General features: G+C 39.3%; 14 protein-coding genes. 9 read left to right on the top strand and 5 right to left on the bottom strand.

The genetic code is table 11. The features are described 5' to 3' along the window. Nucleotides 1-2 precede the first annotated feature (2 nt). From ACM03V_RS21115 to ACM03V_RS21130, 4 genes are read right to left on the bottom strand one after another with little or no spacing between them, the layout of a single operon-like run. Entirely contained in the window at nt 3-221 is a 219-nt protein-coding gene (locus ACM03V_RS21115) for a hypothetical protein (RefSeq protein WP_414622765.1), read from the bottom strand. Further along, on the bottom strand, nt 205-468 hold the full coding sequence (locus ACM03V_RS21120; protein WP_414622766.1) for a hypothetical protein: 264 nt from the start codon (nt 466-468) through the stop codon (nt 205-207). The genes ACM03V_RS21115 and ACM03V_RS21120 overlap by 17 nt, the downstream gene beginning before the upstream one ends. 8 nt (nt 469-476) lie before the next feature. Continuing rightward, nucleotides 477-1073, bottom strand: coding sequence for a hypothetical protein (locus ACM03V_RS21125; protein WP_414622767.1), 597 nt, complete (start codon nt 1071-1073; stop codon nt 477-479). Beyond that, nucleotides 1027-1425: a hypothetical protein gene (locus ACM03V_RS21130; protein ID WP_414622768.1), complete on the bottom strand. Its 399-nt coding sequence runs from the start codon at nt 1423-1425 to the stop codon at nt 1027-1029. The genes ACM03V_RS21125 and ACM03V_RS21130 overlap by 47 nt, the downstream gene beginning before the upstream one ends. Nucleotides 1426-2067: 642 nt before the next feature. Here ACM03V_RS21130 and ACM03V_RS21135 point away from each other — a divergent pair. The 6 genes from ACM03V_RS21135 (at nt 2068) to ACM03V_RS21160 (ending at nt 14046) form a co-directional block, all read left to right on the top strand. Further along, nucleotides 2068-6051 carry a metallophosphoesterase gene (locus tag ACM03V_RS21135; RefSeq protein WP_414622769.1) on the top strand — a complete coding sequence of 1328 codons (3984 nt, stop codon included), beginning with the start codon at nt 2068-2070 and terminating at the stop codon, nt 6049-6051. Next, nucleotides 6048-7259 carry a CHAT domain-containing protein gene (locus ACM03V_RS21140; protein WP_414622770.1) on the top strand — a complete coding sequence of 404 codons (1212 nt, stop codon included), beginning with the start codon at nt 6048-6050 and terminating at the stop codon, nt 7257-7259. Before ACM03V_RS21135 ends, ACM03V_RS21140 begins: the two co-directional genes overlap by 4 nt. Before the next feature lie 76 nt (nt 7260-7335). Beyond that, on the top strand, nt 7336-10626 hold the full coding sequence (locus ACM03V_RS21145) for a CHAT domain-containing protein (RefSeq protein ID WP_414622771.1): 3291 nt from the start codon (nt 7336-7338) through the stop codon (nt 10624-10626). Between the two features lie 2 nt (nt 10627-10628). Beyond that, nucleotides 10629-11786 (top strand): CHAT domain-containing protein, encoded by a 1158-nt coding sequence (locus ACM03V_RS21150; protein WP_414622772.1) that lies wholly within the window; start codon nt 10629-10631, stop codon nt 11784-11786. Further along, complete coding sequence (locus ACM03V_RS21155; RefSeq protein WP_414622773.1) at nt 11783-12559, top strand: hypothetical protein; 777 nt, start codon at nt 11783-11785, stop codon at nt 12557-12559. The genes ACM03V_RS21150 and ACM03V_RS21155 overlap by 4 nt, the downstream gene beginning before the upstream one ends. Then, nucleotides 12529-14046 (top strand): two-component regulator propeller domain-containing protein, encoded by a 1518-nt coding sequence (locus ACM03V_RS21160; RefSeq protein ID WP_414622774.1) that lies wholly within the window; start codon nt 12529-12531, stop codon nt 14044-14046. The genes ACM03V_RS21155 and ACM03V_RS21160 overlap by 31 nt, the downstream gene beginning before the upstream one ends. Nucleotides 14047-14203: 157 nt before the next feature. On the opposite strand, the gene ACM03V_RS21165 is transcribed toward ACM03V_RS21160, so the two are convergent. After that, nucleotides 14204-14746: a hypothetical protein gene (locus ACM03V_RS21165; protein WP_414622775.1), complete on the bottom strand. Its 543-nt coding sequence runs from the start codon at nt 14744-14746 to the stop codon at nt 14204-14206. 103 nt (nt 14747-14849) lie between these two features. Between ACM03V_RS21165 and ACM03V_RS21170 the strand changes: the two genes are divergently transcribed. From ACM03V_RS21170 to ACM03V_RS21180, 3 genes are read left to right on the top strand one after another with little or no spacing between them, the layout of a single operon-like run. Next, complete coding sequence (locus ACM03V_RS21170; RefSeq protein ID WP_414622776.1) at nt 14850-16163, top strand: clostripain-related cysteine peptidase; 1314 nt, start codon at nt 14850-14852, stop codon at nt 16161-16163. A gap of 50 nt (nt 16164-16213) precedes the next feature. Further along, entirely contained in the window at nt 16214-17134 is a 921-nt protein-coding gene (locus ACM03V_RS21175) for a HipA-like protein (protein ID WP_414622777.1), read from the top strand. Further along, nucleotides 17131-17901 (top strand): HIRAN domain-containing protein, encoded by a 771-nt coding sequence (locus ACM03V_RS21180; RefSeq protein ID WP_414622778.1) that lies wholly within the window; start codon nt 17131-17133, stop codon nt 17899-17901. Before ACM03V_RS21175 ends, ACM03V_RS21180 begins: the two co-directional genes overlap by 4 nt. Nucleotides 17902-18206 lie beyond the last annotated feature (305 nt).

Here is an 18206-nt window from a genome sequence, read left to right on the forward strand (position 1 = left end):
ATTTAAGTATTGTCAACAATTAAACTTAATTGCGGGCGTTTATTTAGCTCGCGAGCAACAGCAATTCCCGCGCCACCAACAACTATTCCGGTTAAGAGCAATAATGGATGTAGGGCAAGGGCTGCACCTACTCCTATCAATTGACCTACCATTCCAGAAACGCCCAGATTCATTAATAATCCACCTGCGGTATTCACTAAAAAGTCAAACGCTGCGTTCATTTTTATTAGCCATCCAAATTACTATTAGTGCCAAAATTAACCCAATTATTTCGCCGATTCCCACTCCAATCAAAATAGGCTGAATGCTAGAAATTTCTTGCCTTTCTTGAGTAGGGGGAACTGCTACCCACGTTCCAATAACTGTTCCAGCCAAAACACTGAGAAAGTTTATACCAACTGCAACTGTTGAATTATTCCGCATTTGCAATAAACTTTCATCGCGAAACTGATAACAGATAGGTAGCATTTGATTTACTACTTCTTCTGAGATTGCTTTATTTTCTGCTGCGAGGACTTCAACTGTTTCTGCTGCGGTGCTGATGTACTCAGCAGTAAGGGATGACTCTCCTCTCCCCAGTTGACTTTGCCGAAAAAATCATTTTCTATGCGCGAGTTAATCCGCTCCTGAGCTTGGTCAAATTCATTTAAATTATCTCCAGTTCCGCTAAATATAAACTCCTCTAGAGCAAGAGTGGAAGATTCAAGGACTACTCGATGACGTAATTGTCCAAGTTGAATGCCTCTATCCGTGTCCCCGTAGAGCATTCCCACGAAGCTGTCTCCAGAAGCTTGTTCTGGATCTACACCAAATCTTTGCTTGATGTATTCGCGCTTGTTGAATTTGCGATCGCCTAATTCTTCGGAACTATTACGCATCTCAATCAAATGCCGAGCAGCTTCCTCCAAAGACATATTTTCTTTATTTGCAGCAGCCTTCAGATTCACCAACTGGGATTCAACTTGTTCTGGAATTGTATTTTCATTAATCTCTAAATCCAATAACTGGCAAATATTTCGCACAACTTCAGGTGAAACTTGTAGCTGTTGTGCTAGCTGATTGATATGCTTCATTTCGTTCAAGTCTCCTAATTACTGTTTGTACTATTGGATTATTTTGTTCTGCTTCGGATATGTGCTTGGTCAAAAAGTCGTACAGAGTCATTTTGTTGACAAGACGTAAATAAGTATCTAACCCACCAGCAGGAATCACCTGTTCTAAATATTCTTCAAAAGTTAACCTTCTAATTCTGATAGCTACATAAAAAATATCAGCTACTTCAACTGCTGCTGCATCAAAATATCCTCCGCGCTTCTTAGGTTTCACGATTCCCGCGTATGGGAACCATTGCTGTAAGGCTGCAATTGAAATTCCATATCTCTGAGAAAGCGTCTTCTGTGTGTAGATAACGTTTTCATATACCATACCCACTTAATTCCAACTAAATATGATTGTCTGTGCGGAAAAGGGCTAACTTAAGTACCACAGTGATGTTTGTTAAATAAAAAATATTTAACAAATCCAGTTACTTTAATTTAGATTGAACTGGACTTAAGCTTAGTTAAATTTATGCCTAATTCAGCAAACAATTGTTAGGTTACATATTGGATATCAGCAATGCAAGCAGGTTTATATATATGAAGTGAAAAAAATAAAATATACTTGATAGTGTAAAAATACGCTTTAGTAGAAAAATATTCTCAAAAGAAAAAGAATGATGTTTAAATTTTCTATCTAAATCCATAACTGATTGATTATTTATTTAAGTCAGTACAATGTGCAAGTATTTTTCTGAAGCACTGTAAAAAGCTTTAAAACGATATAGTGCGTCGGTTGCACATAGCAGCAAGCATCTTTAACTTGAAGAATTCTTAAATTCTTACCTGCTTTTTTAACGCTTGCCGTCATTTTGTTGATTTTCTTGGTGTCCCACTTGTTTGTCTAACGTCATACTTCAGCAATGCAGAAGAGATTAACGCAAAAAAAATTATCGTCATAAATGAGACAATAAAGGCGAAAAGCATTAGAATAATCTCAATTGCGACCAAGTAATTCACAATTTTATTTATGGCGCGTCGATCACTAAAAGCTAGTCAAAAAGGTATTGCAATAGTCAAGCAAGCTATATCGCGTAGGGGTTTAACTCAACAATATTTAGCTGAAGGATCAATGCTAACTAGAGTTACTGTGAGTAAGTTTATTCATGGGAAACCAGTTAATACCTTCGCTTTTAAACAAATATGTCAGCAGTTATATCTTAATTGGGAAGAAATTGCGGATTTAAGTGATATTGATCAAGTAGATGTAAATGTTGGTAGTGGGTTGGGAGCCAATATAGATACCGTTCCCACTTTAAGTCATGTTCTCCACATTTCAGATTTACACTTTGGCACAACAGATAATGCCCGCACATGGTACGCTAAATTAGCAGAAGATTTACGCTACGAATCATCATGTTCTCGTCTTGATGCAGTTATTATTTCTGGTGATATTGCTAGTCAATCTAATCCCGATGAATATGCTGCTGCCCAATTATTTATAAATCGTTTATCCCAAGAATTTCAACTAGAACCGCATCAAATCGTAATTGTCCCTGGAAACCACGATATTAATTGGAAAATATCGGAAACTGCTTATTTCAGAATTACTATTGAAAATTCTCAACAAGAAACTGAAGAACATTTAACAGATGAACGAGGAAAATTTATTAGAGGTAAAAATCCAGAACAACATAAACAAAGATTTATTAATTTTAGTAGATTTTATGAAGCGATTAAAGGTGAACTTTATCCCTTAGATTACGAACAACAATATACTTTGCAGCATCTACCAGAGCAAAAATTGCTCATGTTAGGTTTAAATTCTGCTTGGCAAATTGACCATATTGACAAACATAATGCGAGTATCAATTCTGAAGCCTTGAGCAATGCCTTAAGCCTTATTCGCCAAAATCCAACTTATGAAAATTGTTTGAAAGTAGCCGTTTGGCATCATTCGCTTAATAGTACGTTTGGCGATCGCATTACCGATAGTGGTGTAATGGAGCGTTTGACTGCTGCTGGCTTTCGCTTTATTTTGCACGGAAGCGTTCATAGGGCTGATAACTCTTCTTACCATTATGATTACAGGGTTGATGGAAAACAAATAGATATTATTGGTGTTGGAGTATTTGGGATTTCACAAGAACAACAGCTTTCCTACTATCCTTGGCAGTATAACTTACTAAAAATAGAAGAAAATAAACTAACCATAGAAACTCGTAAGCGTGATGAGGTAAACGGTGTTTGGATACCGGATACTAGATGGAGGCAAGATTCAACTGAACAGCTTGTTTCACATCATGTGATTGTTTTAAATCAAAATTATGCTAATGCTACCAAACTTAACTTTAACAACAGCAACACATTCAAAGAAAATGAAGAAACTGATTTAATAATACCTAATCCCTTCATCCCTCGCAGTGGAATAGTCAAAACCTCTCAAAAATTCTTTGGTAGAGAAAAAGAACTTAATCGGATATTTGAAATCCTCAATAGTGGAAGTAGTGTAGCGCTGATTGGTGCCAGAGAAATTGGTAAATCTTCACTACTCTGGGCTATTTCTCAACAAGCAGAAACCAAATTAATTCCGTCTCGTAAAGCAATTTATCTAGACATGAGCCAAGTTTATGACGAGGAGGATTTTTACTTCGCTTTATGTTCTGAAATAGGAATTGAAGATTGTAAAGGAATTCGTTTGACGAAGGCTTTACAAAAACAACGTCCCCAATTGCTGCTGTTACTTGATGAAATTGAGAAAATGACTTGGGATGGTTTTAGAAATCAGGTAAGGGGACAATTACGGGGATTAGCTAACGGACACGATGCGCCTTTACGTTTAGTCGTGGCTGCTTCTACTTCTTTAGATCAACTTTTTCCTGATAGTAATGAAATAGGGATGGTTTCGCCGTTTCAAAATATTTGCCTTGAAGAACAGATTAATTTGTGGGATGAAGCTACTGCTCGTGATTTTATTAGTAGCCGTCTTGCATCTACTCCAATCCGTTTTACAAATGAAGAAGTTACGGAGATTGTGACGGCAAGTGGCGGTCATCCTAAAGAATTGATGCAATTGTGTTATCAAACTTATGCTCGTTATTTACAGAACAAGGAAAAATCTTTTAAAAAAGATTCCGTAGAAACTTTAGTAAGCCATTATGTGCTTTTACATAAATCTCAAGACCAAGCTTATGTGGGTGAAGAATTAGAAGTTTCTTTATCTCAAAACTCTGTAACAAATGGAAACAATGCTGGTTTAATACAAATCTCCCAAAACGAAGCCACCGGAAACGAACTCAACATCTTCCTCACTGCTCCAGGCTTCCACTTCAACAATGACAACACCACCAGCTTACCCCTAGACCCCGATACCGCGAACATAACCCAAACAGCAAACTTCAAACTTACCGCTCTACGTCCAGGAAAAACTAAAATTCAAGCAGAACTTTACGTTGGTGAAACCTATAAAACAACTTTAGAAACTGAAGTTGAAGTTAACGCATTTGAAGAAACCCAACTTCGTCCCCTCGTCGCTGCTCGTTCCCGTCCGGTTCCCCAACCAAGTTTCATTCTACAGGTAAGGACTACTTGGAATGCAGATATTTCTGCTTGTGTTTTCAATTATCACATCGATAGCTACCAATCGCGGTTGTTATTCGCCGATAATTTTGATTGTGCTTCCCAGTCTCTATCTGCTATTTGGGTCGAAAGAATACAACAGTTATTAAAAGCTACACTCGAAGATACCGCAAGTAGCCAACCTGGAGATTTCCGTTCCCGTCTTGTTTCCTTTGGTAAGTACCTTTTTGAATCGCTATTCCCAGAAGAACTGCAAAGTACTTTCCGCACCATCGCAAATTTAAATTATCCTTTCACTTTACTGATAATCGCCGACCAAGATGCTTGGTTTCCTTGGGAATTATTACATGATGAAAACTGGGAATTATTAGATGATGGAAAGGAATTTTTGGGCGATCGCCTAATTATCGGAAGGTGGCTTTGGGAGTTAGAAAAAGCACGTCCTTATGAGTTTCCTGTGGGTGCGGTGAATGTTGCTCATTATGCCAATGTGGAACAGCCCGAATTGTGGAATCAGCTTTTGTACTCATCGGGAGCGCCGCCACCGATTCCCATGCAAGCTGGTATATTTAATGATATGAGTTTATTTGAATCAATACGTGGTTTGCATTTAATTCGTTACGGTCAATCTGCGGACGCTGAAAACCGTCAGGATGCACCAGTGCGGATTGATAACGATAACGATATTGGGGAAATTGAGCGGGAGGTACAACCAGCTAAGTTAAGTTTGCGCCGTAATCATCCCCTTGTGTCTTTAAGTTATATAAATGCGGGTCAAATGGAATTAACTGCATTAGAGCAAACTTGGGCTTCTACTTTTGTGAGAGCAGGTTGTAGCGCCTTTTTGGGTTCGCTCTGGGCTGTGCAACCGGATGTGGAAGCGGCTTTTATTAGTGCTTTTTATAACAGTATTTGGAGCGGACAAACTTTAGCGGTGGCGTTTAATACGGCTCGTAGATTGGCTAAAGCCGTTGTACCAGAATCCTTGGATTGGCTAGCTTATGTGTTATTTGGCGACCCAATGGCGCGTCCTTACCGACCTGTTCCGGGACAGGGTTATGCGGTGGTAGAACCCATTGGTCAGGAGATTGATGACCCCGTAGCACCGGGTACAACAGTGAGATTTCGCGTTAGTTTGCGGCGCACACCTCCTGTATGGTATGAGAATCGGTTGATGGAGGTAGCTGAAGATTTAACATTTGATGATTTACGTGTTTTTATTGTCACGTCCGGATTGCAAGTGACTCCTGGTGATTCTATAATCATGACACCCACAGCAACCGGGGATTACTTAGGTTGGTTTATGTTAACAGTTCCCCCCAAGATAGAAACTCGGTCAGTTTTAGTTCAGGTGTACTTTGAGGACGGAATAGAACCCGTTCACAGTTTGCGGTTTTCACTTAAAATTGGCAACGGGGAAGTTGAAGGGATATGAGGGGAACAGTTAGTCCGATTGCTAGTAAACAAGTTAGTAACTTCCTGGAAATTCTGGTTGAGAAGGATTTTTATTATATTGGACGCTTCCAATTTAAAAGACCAACTGATAGAGAACTAGAACTTTTTACGGTTGAAATATTGGAATGTTTTGCTGAACTGATAAACGAAGTTAATCGAAACAAAAGCAAAAGTATTAAATTAGACCGGGAGTTTTGCGATCGGTCTTTGGTAAAACTAGCAGAATGGGGACGAATTGCTTATCAAGAATTTTTTGGTGAAGACAGACCAAATAAAATTCTTACCAAGCGCTTAAATGAAAATGTAGCTCCCACCTTTGTTTCCGAAATTATGCCTTTTCCTTGGGAAGTTCTGTTTGAGGGGAGTGAGGAAGACTATGAACGTGGTAATGCAGAGATGTTTTGGGGACTGCGCTACACTCCAGCACGAATTCTCAATCCAGAAAAAGACATCACTGACTATGTTTTAGAGCAAGCACAACCTTCAGATATGTTATTTTGCTTGCATCACAGATTATCACAAGCGCATCATAAAGAAAGACCGGAAATTGAAAAGTTGGTGAGAACAACTCCAGGAAATCGCTTCACTTTGTTGGGGAGAACCTGCAATTTAACTAATGATAAATGCATCGATCCTGTAGGGGATGACTTGCTCAAATATATTTACAAAGCCAACCACAATATGTTGCATTTTGCTTGTCATTGTAAGCAAAGTAACAAGGGTGATTCCTTGCTGGTTTCTTTTCTTCAAGATGAGGAAATCGCTGAAAAAGCTTTGGTATTGGAGTTGGAAACACACAAATTCAGGTTACGTCGGGGAAAATTTCTTTGTCAACCGCTGGTGTTTTTGAATGCTTGTCAATCCGCTGGGGGTACGGATGAGTTACGTAGGACTTTCAATTTACCCAAAAAGTTTATTCAGCATGATGCAGCAGCGGTGATTGCTACAGCTTGTCCGGTTCCGGATCTATTTGCGGCAGCTTTTGCGAAGGTGTTTTATCAGTATTTTCTGCGGGGAATAGTGATGGAGAATGAAGTAAGTGGGGAGAAAATGGTTAAGATTATGAGTATTGGGGAGGCATTACGAGCAACGAGATGGTATTTTTTGAAGGAGTTTAATAATCCGTTGGGGTTGGCTTATGGGTTGTATAGTCCGGCAGGTTATCGGGTAGGAGAATCGCTAATATGAAGACTTTCAACTAGCGACAAAAATTCCCCACTCGTCGGTCTAACTTATCAATGTGGGTAACTTCATATATAAAAATATGGTTGTATCTGGTCAGCAATATAAAAAATTATACGATGCTTTAATTGATGCTTTTCCTAACAAAGCTTCACTGGAGCAAATGTTAGCATTTGAGTTAGATAAAAACCTAGATACAATTGTAGGGGGCAGTAATTTAACAGAAGTTGTCTTTATCTTAATAAAAACAGCAGAAGCTGACGGATGGCTTGAAGATTTAATTGATGCTGCACGTAAGTCAAACCCTACAAACCTACAGTTAACAGCTATTGCTGAAGAATTGTTACCAAGTTATTATCCAGGAAAAATTACTCAGCGACAAACAATTCTGCTTCTGGCAGTCAATCCTACAAATACCTCCAGACTGCGCTTGGATGAGGAGGTGCGGGAAATTCAAGCAGTTTTAAAACTTTCTAAACATCGAGAAGAGTTTGAAATTATCTCCCTATGGGTGGTGCGATTAGATGATTTGCGCCGTGCTTTGTTGGATCATAAACCACAAATTGTGCATTTTTTGGGACATGGTACAGGTGACGAAGGTTTAGCGCTAGAGAATAACTCTGGACAAATGCAATTGGTAAGTGCATTATCTCTTACAAGAGTATTTAAGTTGTTTCCCCAAATTGAGTGTGTACTACTTAATGCTTGTTATTCTGAAGTGCAAGCAGAGGCAATTAACCAACACATTGATTATGTGATTGGGATAAACAATGCGATTGGGGATAAGGCTGCCATTGAATTTGCCGTTGGATTTTATGAGGCATTGGGTGAAAATAGAAGCTATGAGGAAGCATTTAACTTTGGTTGTGTAGCTATCAAAATGGAGGGGATTGCAGAGTCTTCCAATCCAGTGCTGTTGAAAAGAAAAACTAACTCAGTAAATATTAAAAAAACTGCAACAATTAAGCAAAAGAAAATTTTGTTTTTATTAGCCAATCCCAGGGATACATCAAGGTTGCGCCTGGATGAGGAAGTTCGGGAAACCCAGATTGCTTTGAGAAATAGCAGAAGACGGCGGGAATTTCAAGTTCTCCAAAGATGGGGAGTACGTCCTCGCGATATGCGTAGCGCCTTATTAGAACATCAGCCTCAAATTGTTCATTTTTCTGGACATGGGGCAGGAACTGAGGGCATAGCCCTGGAAAACGACCATGGACAACTGCAATTTGTAACTACAGAAGCATTAGCAAAGTTATTTGAATTTTTTCAAGACAAAATTGAATGTGTCTTTCTCAATGCAGAATATTCCCAGGTTCAAGCAGAAGCTATTAGCCAATATGTTGATTATGTAATTGGGTACAATAATCCAATTTCTGATAAAGCAGCGATTGAATTTACAGTTAATTTTTATACAGGATTAGGTAATGGGAAAACCTATGAACAAGCCTTTAAATTTGGTTGTGCTGCTATTGCTTTAGCAAATATTACAGAATCAGCTATTCCTGTACTTACGACAAAAAAAGATGTTCAGAATAACTACTTCTACTCTATTTCATTAACTACATCTCAAGCATCAGTATCCCTTGGTTTAGAAATAGAAGTTTTAATTTCCCTGAAATCATTTAAAGCTAGCAGCAACAATGATTATGTGCTGCAAATTCCACAATATCAAGCGATCGCCAACGAACTAAACATTCTTCTCAATGCCCCAGCTTTCCAACTCAACTGTGAAAACACTGCCAGCCTACCTCTCGATACCGATATCGCCCAAGAAACCCAAACCGCAACTTTCCACCTCACTGCCCTCCGTCCCGGTACTACAACCATCACCGCCGAACTCTACCGAGGTGACACCTTCGAGACAACTTTAGAAACACAAGTACAAGTCGCAGATTTTGACGAAGCAACCTTCACGCCCCAACGCATCACCACCCAACCCCGTCTCGCTCCCCAAGCAGATTTTATCTTCCGTATCCAAACAATTGGGAACGAAACCAACTCCACCTGCAAATTCCAATACCAACTCAAAAGTTTCCGTTTTCCCTCACGATTTCCCGATAACAACATCTATACATCAAGGTCACTTTCAAGCACTTGGATAGAACAGGTGCGGGGGTTACTAGTAACTACACTCGAAAATATATCCGGTAGTTTATCCCAAGAGAGAAAATCTCGCCTAATTTCCCTTGGTCAATACCTATTTAACCACCTTTTCCCCACTGAATTACAAGGTGATATTCGCAGCTTAATACCTCGAAACTCGACTTTTACAATTTTAATTCTTACTAACCAAAATACCTCAATACCCTGGGAATTATTACACGACGGTCAAAGATTTTTCGCAGAACGCTTTATAATCGGACGCTGGTTATCTGAATTAAACGACACCAGACCTTATGAGTTTCCCGTAGGTGCAGTTAACGTCGCTCATTACGCCAATGTCGAACAACCAGAACTTTGGGCAACTTTACTCCAACCCCCTGGCGCACCTCCACCCCAGCCTTTACCAGAAGGGGTATTGCATGATTCTACAGAAGCTATGCGGGGTCTACATTTAATTCGTTACAGCCAACCAGAAGATGTTAATAACCTACATAATGCCCCCGTAAGATTAGATAATCCCAACGATGCAGAAGATATAGAAACTAAAATACGCCCTGCGAAGTTAAACCTGCGGCGAAATCGCCCATTTGTCACCTTGAGTTACATGAAAACCGATACTCCAGAGTTGACAGAATTACAACAAACTTGGACATCAGCCTTTATCCACGCTGGATGTAGCGGTTTTACTGGTTCTCTCTGGGCTGTGGAACCATCTGTAGAAGCAGCTTTTATTAGTAGTTTTTACAATAGTTTATGGGCTGGTGCATCATTAGGCGAAGCTTTTTATACTAGTCGTCAGTTAGCTCGTGCAGTTGCTCCCGATTCCCTTGACTGGTTAGCCTACGTACTATTTGGCGACCCAATGGCACGTCCTTACTTACCAGTGGAAGGTAAAGGTTATGCGGTGGTGGAACCTATTGGTCGAGAAATTGAAGAACCATTACCCCCAAATGTTCCCATTCGCTTTCGTCTCAGCTTGCGTCGTACTCCCCCAGTATGGCATCAAGAACGAGTCATTGAAGTTGCAGAAAACCTAACCTTTGAAAATTTACAGGTTCATGTCAAAACTATGGGTTTACAGGTGACTCCAGATTCTCCAATTGAGATGAATTTTGCTCCCAACGGCAATTATTTAGGCTGGTTTACTTTAGTCGCACCACCAGAAATGGTCGATAGTTCGGCTTTAGTACAAGTTTACTTTATGGATGGAGAAATACCAATTCATAGCCTCATGTTCTCGCTTAATATCGAGAATAATGGAGGTGAATAAAGATGGGAGGTATTAGTAGTTCGATTCCGATTCAAAACCAATTTTCTCCGTTAGAAATTTTGGTAACAGAAACAGCATATCGGATTAATATTAAAGATTTTTCTAGAACTGCTACAGAATCAGAATTGCAAAATTTTACTAAAGGTATTTTAAATTGTTTTTACGATATAGAAAAAACGATTAATAAAACTAAGCAGTTACAATTATCACCAGAAGAATGCCAGCAATACTTGATGGAATTAGCTGTGTGGGGAAGACGTGCTTATCAAAAATTCTTTAATGATGATGCTCAGAAAACTACATATCAGTATTCTCAGTTATCTAATAAATTAGCTCCTATATTTATCTCCGAAGAAGTAACTTTCCCTTGGGAGATACTTTACGAGGGAGATACAGAACAAATAAGTTTGGATAAAATTTGGGGTTTTAATTATCCAGTTGCTCGCAGACTAAATTTAAAACAATCTGATTTTCTTTCTGAGCAATTATCACCTTTGGATATGCTTTTTTGTTTACACCACAAACTTTTGCAAGCTCATAAACATGAAAAACCAGAAATAGAAAAAATAGTTAGAGCCACGAAAGGTAAATTTTATTTATTAGAATTATCAAAAGAAAAGCCAATAAAGAATGGCATATCTTTTCTCAAACATCTTTATCAAACTCAACATAATATATTACATTTTGCTTGTCACTGTCGTGCTTGTAAACAGTACGAAGATGAAATTGATGCTTTAGTTATTTCTATTATTGAAGGCGATAGTAGTGCAGGAGAAATAGAATTAGAAACATATAATTTCCTGGATGTAAGTGGTAGTTTTCAATGTCAACCTTTGATTTTTCTCAACGCTTGTCAATCTGCGGGAGGTTTTGATGATTTGAGAAAGACTTTTAATTTACCCAAAGAATTTATTCAAAAGGGTGCTGCGGCTGTAATAGCTACTGCTTGTCCCGTACCAGATTTATTTGCAGCTGCTTTCGCTCAACAATTTTATAAATACTTTATCAATCAAAAAATGATGATTGGTGAAGCATTATGTGAAACTAGGCGATATTTTCTAGATAAGTATAATAATCCCTTGGGTCTTGCTTATGGTTTGTACAGTTCTCCTTACTATAAAATTGCCCAAAAACCTGGTGCTGTAAGGATAAATTTATGAAAAACTCACCACCTACAGAAATTAGCCAAAGCGATGTCGATGATTTACTTAGACAGTTGCAAGAAATACGCTGCTCAATTACTACTGCACGGGAAAGTATTGCACCGCTACAAGCAAATCTCGCAGAAACTTACAATGAATTTAAAGCGGTAGTTGGTGGGTTAAATCGTCAATCAATGCGCTTACAAGCAGAAATTACCTCTCTTCGCATTCAAATTAAACGCTTCACACAATACGAAGACGATGCACCACAAGAGGATATAGAATATGATGATTTTATTTATGAGAAGGAAGAAGCAATAACAGAAACTAGCTTTCAAGACCCGGAAGCAGTTGAAAAAGATATGGTGCTAGAGCATATCTTTCGCGTGTTAGACCCCGATATTGATGATGCTGATGCTGAACTAGTTGCAAATCTCCAGGGAATATGTACCGATCCAACCGCTAGTTTAGCTGATGTTTTAGAAGAATTACCTTGGGGTGTGGTTTGGACAACTTGCAGTTTGCAAGAAACTTTAAAAGACCAGTATTATCGTTTGAGTATTTGGCAGCAAGCTTTAAAACGGCAGTTAGAAAATTTAAATCGAGATACGGAGCGTTTGCAAAAAGACCAGCGTTACGCTCTTTGGCAACAACGAGAAAAAGGTGCAGATGACTGGCACAATTTTCTTGATAGTTGTTTAGAACAGCAGCAAGACCAAAATTATGAGTTACAAGCAGAGTTAGACCGATTACGGGAGGAGTGGAAACAAGTTACCAGCAGCAACCTATGAGCAACCCAAACTATCGACTTGACTTACCCGTACCAGTCAGCGGTGAGGATTTACCCATCCCCGTTACAGATAACGCACCGCAGGAAAAATTCGCAAAAGATAAAAAATATATAGAATGGCATAACATCGCCAGTCAGCGACATATCAGGGATTTAGCTTTCGACTTAGTTAATGGGGATTTATGGTTAGCGACTGGGGGAGGAGTGCTGCATTGGTTCCCAGGAGCAGACCGATTTACCCGCTACGCTAGCGAACATGGTTTACCTGGTAACTCAATATTTAATATTGCAGTCGATGGTTCTGGTCAAGTTTGGGTGAGTGGGGAACGTTGGGGACTCTACTACTTAAAAAACGACATTTGGCGACCTTACACCATTTTGGGAGAGGTGAAAGTAAGCTATTTAACTACTGATTCCACTGGTAAACTATGGGTGGGAACGGGTAGCGGTATTTATGCTATCAATAACCCAGAGCGCAAACCAGTTTTAGAATTACCCCCTGCTGGTTTTCCACCAAGGGCGATCGCCATCAATGACGACAATGATATTTGGCTGTGTAATGCCACAGGTGTTCATCATTACCAAAATTCAGCTTGGATGCCCATTAGTAAAGGCGTACAACGGGATATTCTTACCCTAGCACTTCAGGGGAATAACCTGTGGTTGGGTACATTTAGGGGACTGGTACGGATTGATTTACTTACTAATACTCCTCACAAAATTGATGCTTCTGCTGGTGAAGTTACAGCCCTTGCACCTTGTACTCAAGGAGTTTGGGTAGCTTGTGGCGGACAAGTGGGTTTAGCTACAGAAAGTAGCTGGAAATCTTTGAAAAATAAGCGATTTAATACCCCTATCACCAGTTTGGTGGCAGTAAGTGACGACAAAGTATGGATTGGTACACACGATGGACTATGGCAGGGTGGGAAAGAAAGTATAAGCAGGCAGCTAACAGATACTCCTCCCGATGTCATTGGTTCTCCAGAGCGCTTTTTCAGTAACTTAGTGCAAGCGCTATCAGTACAGCAATTAGCAGACCGTTCGATATTATGGATTGGAACGGCGCGGGGTTTGTTTCGCTACGACCTATTTACAGAGAACTGGCGGCGCAATGGTCACTTTGGAACGCAAGATATTCGCGCTATTCTGAATATCCCAGAACAAGATACCCTTTGGGTTGCTAGTTGGAGTAAAGGTTTAAATGGTTTAAAACCGCAAAATCAACTGGAAGCAGCATCTAATATTTCCGAACCAATTTTAGTCCTAACTGCTGGAAACAGTAATTATTGGGCAGTTGGATTAGATGGTCTTTATAAATACCATGATTATACTTGGATACGAGTAATTACGAATCAAAAACTTCCCGTCAAAGGATGGCTACAAAACTTTTCTCAAGTAGTCTCAGACCATGCTTGGCTGGCTACTTCAGCAGGATTATTACTCTACAAACCCGATACCAGAGATAACCCGGTTAGAAAAGGTAATTAATCAAGACAAAACATCAGATAATCTACTGTTAGAAAAATTTAGAGAATTGCAATTTGCTGTTAGTAACCGCGATGTGAACCAAGCTGAAGATTTACTTGCAAAACTGAAGGTAGATATTATTCATAATTAAGTTGTTTGCATTTAAAATTAGTAGAATTCATTTAGATGTTAACAGAACAACAGCCTCTATAATCAAGCTTGTAATTGCCAGCCCCAAGTACAGAAAGAGCAGTTCTTTGTAACGCATAATTCGCCAAACATTGGTATAAATTTCGTACTGTTGAGTGCCTTTATATTGTTCGCCTTGGACATCGAGAACTGAAAAATTAACAAAGCTTTGCTGTTCAAATGATTTAACTAAATCGTCACTATTCAAAAACTGTTTAATTTTTTTCATTCTCAAAAAAGCACCTCGATGAAAATGCATCCACCATGCATCGATGAACCAAAATAATATAGGCATTAATGCAGTGACTATAACGTATTTTCGTAGTTCATTTTGACCTAAAAAGATAGTAATGCTTGCAACCCAAATTACTACAGAAAAATTTTTGACGTTTTGAGTGATTGTTTCCAAACGTGCAATCGATCTATCTACCAAATCTATTTCTAATTTGAGACAATCTAATTGATATTGAAAACTCTTTTCTTGAAACTCAGATATATCAGTCTCATCTCGATCTCTGGTTTGCTCTCCCATTAGCGTCTTCCTTAAGTATTTTGATATTAAATTTTACCAGTATAAACTACAGTATAATTAACACAATATTGTAAATAAATACATGTAGCAACTTAGCAACCCAATGACCCAAACAAACCGACGCTGGACATTAATGGTCTACATGGCAGGGGATAATGGTAAAGTTTTCGACCAACTCCAAGGTGGAAAAACCCTGATGGCTCCAATGGAAAGCCAGGGATGGAAGGATATTGAAGAAATGGAAGCGGTTGGCTCAACGGCAGAAGTGGCTATACTAGTCCAGTTTGATACTCTTAGCGACCGCGAACACACTTATCGTATATATATTCCAGCCAATGGTGAAAAACGGGAAATTCAAAATATCCCAGAACAAAACACCGGGAATCCCGATTCTCTACGGGACTTTATTGTTTGGGGTATTGAAAAATATCCAGCCGAAAATTACGCAGTCATATTATGGAATCACGGTACTGGTTGGAAAGAAGATGATATTTACGAATTTGCCAGAAATCGCGGTTTGCAAATCCAAGCAAGTGAGGATGAAGTACGTTCTTTAACCCGAAATAATCGACGGTTATCCCATGCTTTCTTTCTCTCCTCAATTACCGAAGTATTGCAACTAGAAGATGAAGATTCTCGTGCGATCGCTTTCGACGATTCATCCTTAGATTTCCTCGACAACGCCAAACTTCAGCAAGCTTTTCGGGAAGCAGAAGAGAAAACAGGTAAAAAAGTTAGCTTAATTGGCATGGATGCTTGTTTAATGAGCATGGTGGAAGTAGCTTACCAACTGCGGGCAAATGCTAATTACATGGTTGCATCACAAGAAGTAGAACCATTATCAGGTTATCCCTATACAGCGATTTTGCAGAATTTAACTGCCAACGCAGAGATAGCACCGGAGGAATTATCAAAATTAATTGTGCGGGAATACAAACGTTATTACGAAGGAGAATCACGAGGTAGCGTCACTAAAGTTACCCAATCAGCAACCAATTTGATGATGCTTGAGAAATTGGCTCTGGTTTTGGGAAGATTAGCGACAGTTTTACGTCAATTGTTGACTGAAGAAGATATTTACACCGAAAGTGCAATTTATCATGCTCAACGTAAAGCAGTACGTTTTCATGATAAAGATTTTGTTGATCTACATAACTTTTTAAAACTGTTAGGGGATAAATATGCAGGGGATAATAGTCAATTGACTCAAGTTATTGATGAGGTGATGAATTTGATGATTTTGGAAGTTGAACCGCAGATGATTTTAGCTAACGTGGGTTTGGGGGTGAGATTTGAGCGAGTTAAGGGATTGTCGATTTATTCGCTAGTGAGAGGTTATTCTCAGTTTTATGAGCGTTCGGATTTTGCTGGTTGCGGGTGGGGGGAGTTTTTACGTCTTCATAATGATATAAATTGAGGGTTGGTACGGCTTATTTTGATTTGGTCGCTTACTCTATACCTTGATTTATGACCTCGGAATTCCCAATCCTGCTTGTTTCCCAAAAAGCTTATGAAGAATCCTCTAATGAAGCTTTAGGAAGTAAGTATAAATTTTGGTTTTACCATGAAGAATTTGGTCGTTGTCTTTATAAGCAAAGTCGAGAAAATTTGGGAGAAGATTGGGCAGAAAAAGTAGCATCCGAGTTATGCAAACTATTGGGACTTCCCCATGCTATTTATGAATTGGCTTCGACTTGGGAAAGTTCGCGTGGCGTAATCTCACCCAACTTTTTACCGCAAGGGGGAACGCTTGTTCATGGAAACGAGCTTCTTTCCTCAATTGTGGCGAACTACCCTGCGTTTAAGACTTATGGCGTTTCTCAACATACAATAGATGTAGTGTTGGAGGTGATCGCAAGCGAATCTGTAAATTTACCCATTGGTTGGACACCACCTTCTGATATCCAAACAGCAGTAGATGCGTTTGTTGGCTATCTTCTGTTGGATGCGTGGATTGGTAATGGCGATCGTCATCACGAAAACTGGGGGATTGTCCGAATCAAAACAGCATCTACCTCAGAAGAAACGGCACACCTAGCACCCACCTATGACCATGCTTCAAGTTTAGGACGTGACATGAATGACTCACAAAGACAGAAACGCTCGGTTGAGGCTTATGCAAACAGATGTTTTTCGGCGTTTTATGGCAGTATTGATAATAAAAAGACTCTTAAAACTTTTGATGCGTTCTCACTCGTTGCTAATCGTTACCCAAAAGCGGCTTGTGTGTGGTTGGCTCGACTTGAAAATATCACAGAAGCTAATATTTTAAATATCTTTAATCGCGTTAACTCGTCGCGCATTTCCACCGAAGCAAGTAATTTTGCTCGGTCTATTCTTGAAATCAACAAACGCAGGCTAATTTCCTTGAGGGAAACACTACCTTGAAAACACCAAAAACACTATTTCTAACTTGGCAAGACCCCATTAGTCGCTATTGGTTTCCCATTGGTCGAGTAACATTTGATGGGAGTACCTATCAATTTGTCTACACCAAAGGTGTAAAAGAAGCTGAAGAGAAATCTGCTTTTAAACCTTTGTCCTCGTTTCCCCGCTTAGATGAGGTTTATACATCAACCCAGTTATTTCCTGTATTTGCGAATCGACTAATGTCGCGATCGCGTCCCGATTATCAGCGTTTTATTGAATGGCTCAATATTCCGAATGATGAAAATGACCCAATTACAATTTTAGCTCGGAGTGCTGGGGAACGAGAAACAGATACACTCGCCGTTTTTCCTTGTCCAGAAATTGATGAACGGGGACAGTACCATCTTTATTTTTTCTCGCATGGATTGCGACATTTACCAAGTAGCGCTATTGAGCGGATTAATCAACTCGAATCTGGGGAAAAGTTATGGTTAGCTCACGAATTCCAAAATCCCTACGATTCTCAGGCTTTAATTTTAAACACCGAAGACCACTACTTCGTCGGTTACTGTCCGCGATATTTGCTTGCAGAAATTTTTGAGTTGCTTCGACACAATTCTAACTTAGATGTGCAGGTAGAGCGTGTAAATAAACCTCCAACACCGCTCCAATTTCGCCTGTTATGTAAAATGAGTGTCGATGTGGTCGATGATTTTCGCCCCTTTTCAAGTTCTCAATATAACCCTCTCGCGGAGTCTATGAATTTTAGGTTCTTCAGTACCTAGTATGCTAAAAAAATAATTAAAAGCTATAAAATGAGGAAAGAATAGCGCACATTGACTCGTTAGAGGCTCGAATTGAACTACCGCTACGCTTTCTTCAATTGCGTATAGACGGGCTTGTCAATAACTCATCAAAACCTAAAATAATCATAGCCCGCCTATACGCCGCTACGCTAATTGAAGAATAGTTCAATTCTGAAATAAAAATAAATAAATGTATAAAATAAGAGCTAAAAGCTCTATTCATGTTGACATATAAACCTATTTTATTGTTCTCTAGAATGAGAAGAAGGCAGAAAAACTGGGTG

The sequence above is a fragment of the Calothrix sp. CCY 0018 genome (genome assembly GCF_963920925.1).
In the GTDB taxonomy this organism is placed as follows: domain Bacteria; phylum Cyanobacteriota; class Cyanobacteriia; order Cyanobacteriales; family Nostocaceae; genus Rivularia.

Excerpts from the sequence above, each read along its gene's own strand:
- ACM03V_RS21170 (WP_414622776.1), top strand. The coding sequence starts at position 14,850 with ATGACCCAAACAAACCGACGCTGGACATTAATGGTCTACATGGCAGGG.
- ACM03V_RS21155 (WP_414622773.1), top strand. The coding sequence starts at position 11,783 with ATGAAAAACTCACCACCTACAGAAATTAGCCAAAGCGATGTCGATGAT.
- ACM03V_RS21125 (WP_414622767.1), bottom strand. The coding sequence starts at position 1,073 with ATGAAGCATATCAATCAGCTAGCACAACAGCTACAAGTTTCACCTGAA.
- ACM03V_RS21145 (WP_414622771.1), top strand. The coding sequence starts at position 7,336 with ATGGTTGTATCTGGTCAGCAATATAAAAAATTATACGATGCTTTAATT.
- ACM03V_RS21120 (WP_414622766.1), bottom strand. The coding sequence starts at position 468 with ATGCTACCTATCTGTTATCAGTTTCGCGATGAAAGTTTATTGCAAATG.
- ACM03V_RS21115 (WP_414622765.1), bottom strand. The coding sequence starts at position 221 with ATGAACGCAGCGTTTGACTTTTTAGTGAATACCGCAGGTGGATTATTA.
- ACM03V_RS21175 (WP_414622777.1), top strand. The coding sequence starts at position 16,214 with ATGACCTCGGAATTCCCAATCCTGCTTGTTTCCCAAAAAGCTTATGAA.
- ACM03V_RS21135 (WP_414622769.1), top strand. The coding sequence starts at position 2,068 with ATGGCGCGTCGATCACTAAAAGCTAGTCAAAAAGGTATTGCAATAGTC.
- ACM03V_RS21140 (WP_414622770.1), top strand. The coding sequence starts at position 6,048 with ATGAGGGGAACAGTTAGTCCGATTGCTAGTAAACAAGTTAGTAACTTC.
- ACM03V_RS21130 (WP_414622768.1), bottom strand. The coding sequence starts at position 1,425 with ATGGTATATGAAAACGTTATCTACACACAGAAGACGCTTTCTCAGAGA.
- ACM03V_RS21150 (WP_414622772.1), top strand. The coding sequence starts at position 10,629 with ATGGGAGGTATTAGTAGTTCGATTCCGATTCAAAACCAATTTTCTCCG.
- ACM03V_RS21165 (WP_414622775.1), bottom strand. The coding sequence starts at position 14,746 with ATGGGAGAGCAAACCAGAGATCGAGATGAGACTGATATATCTGAGTTT.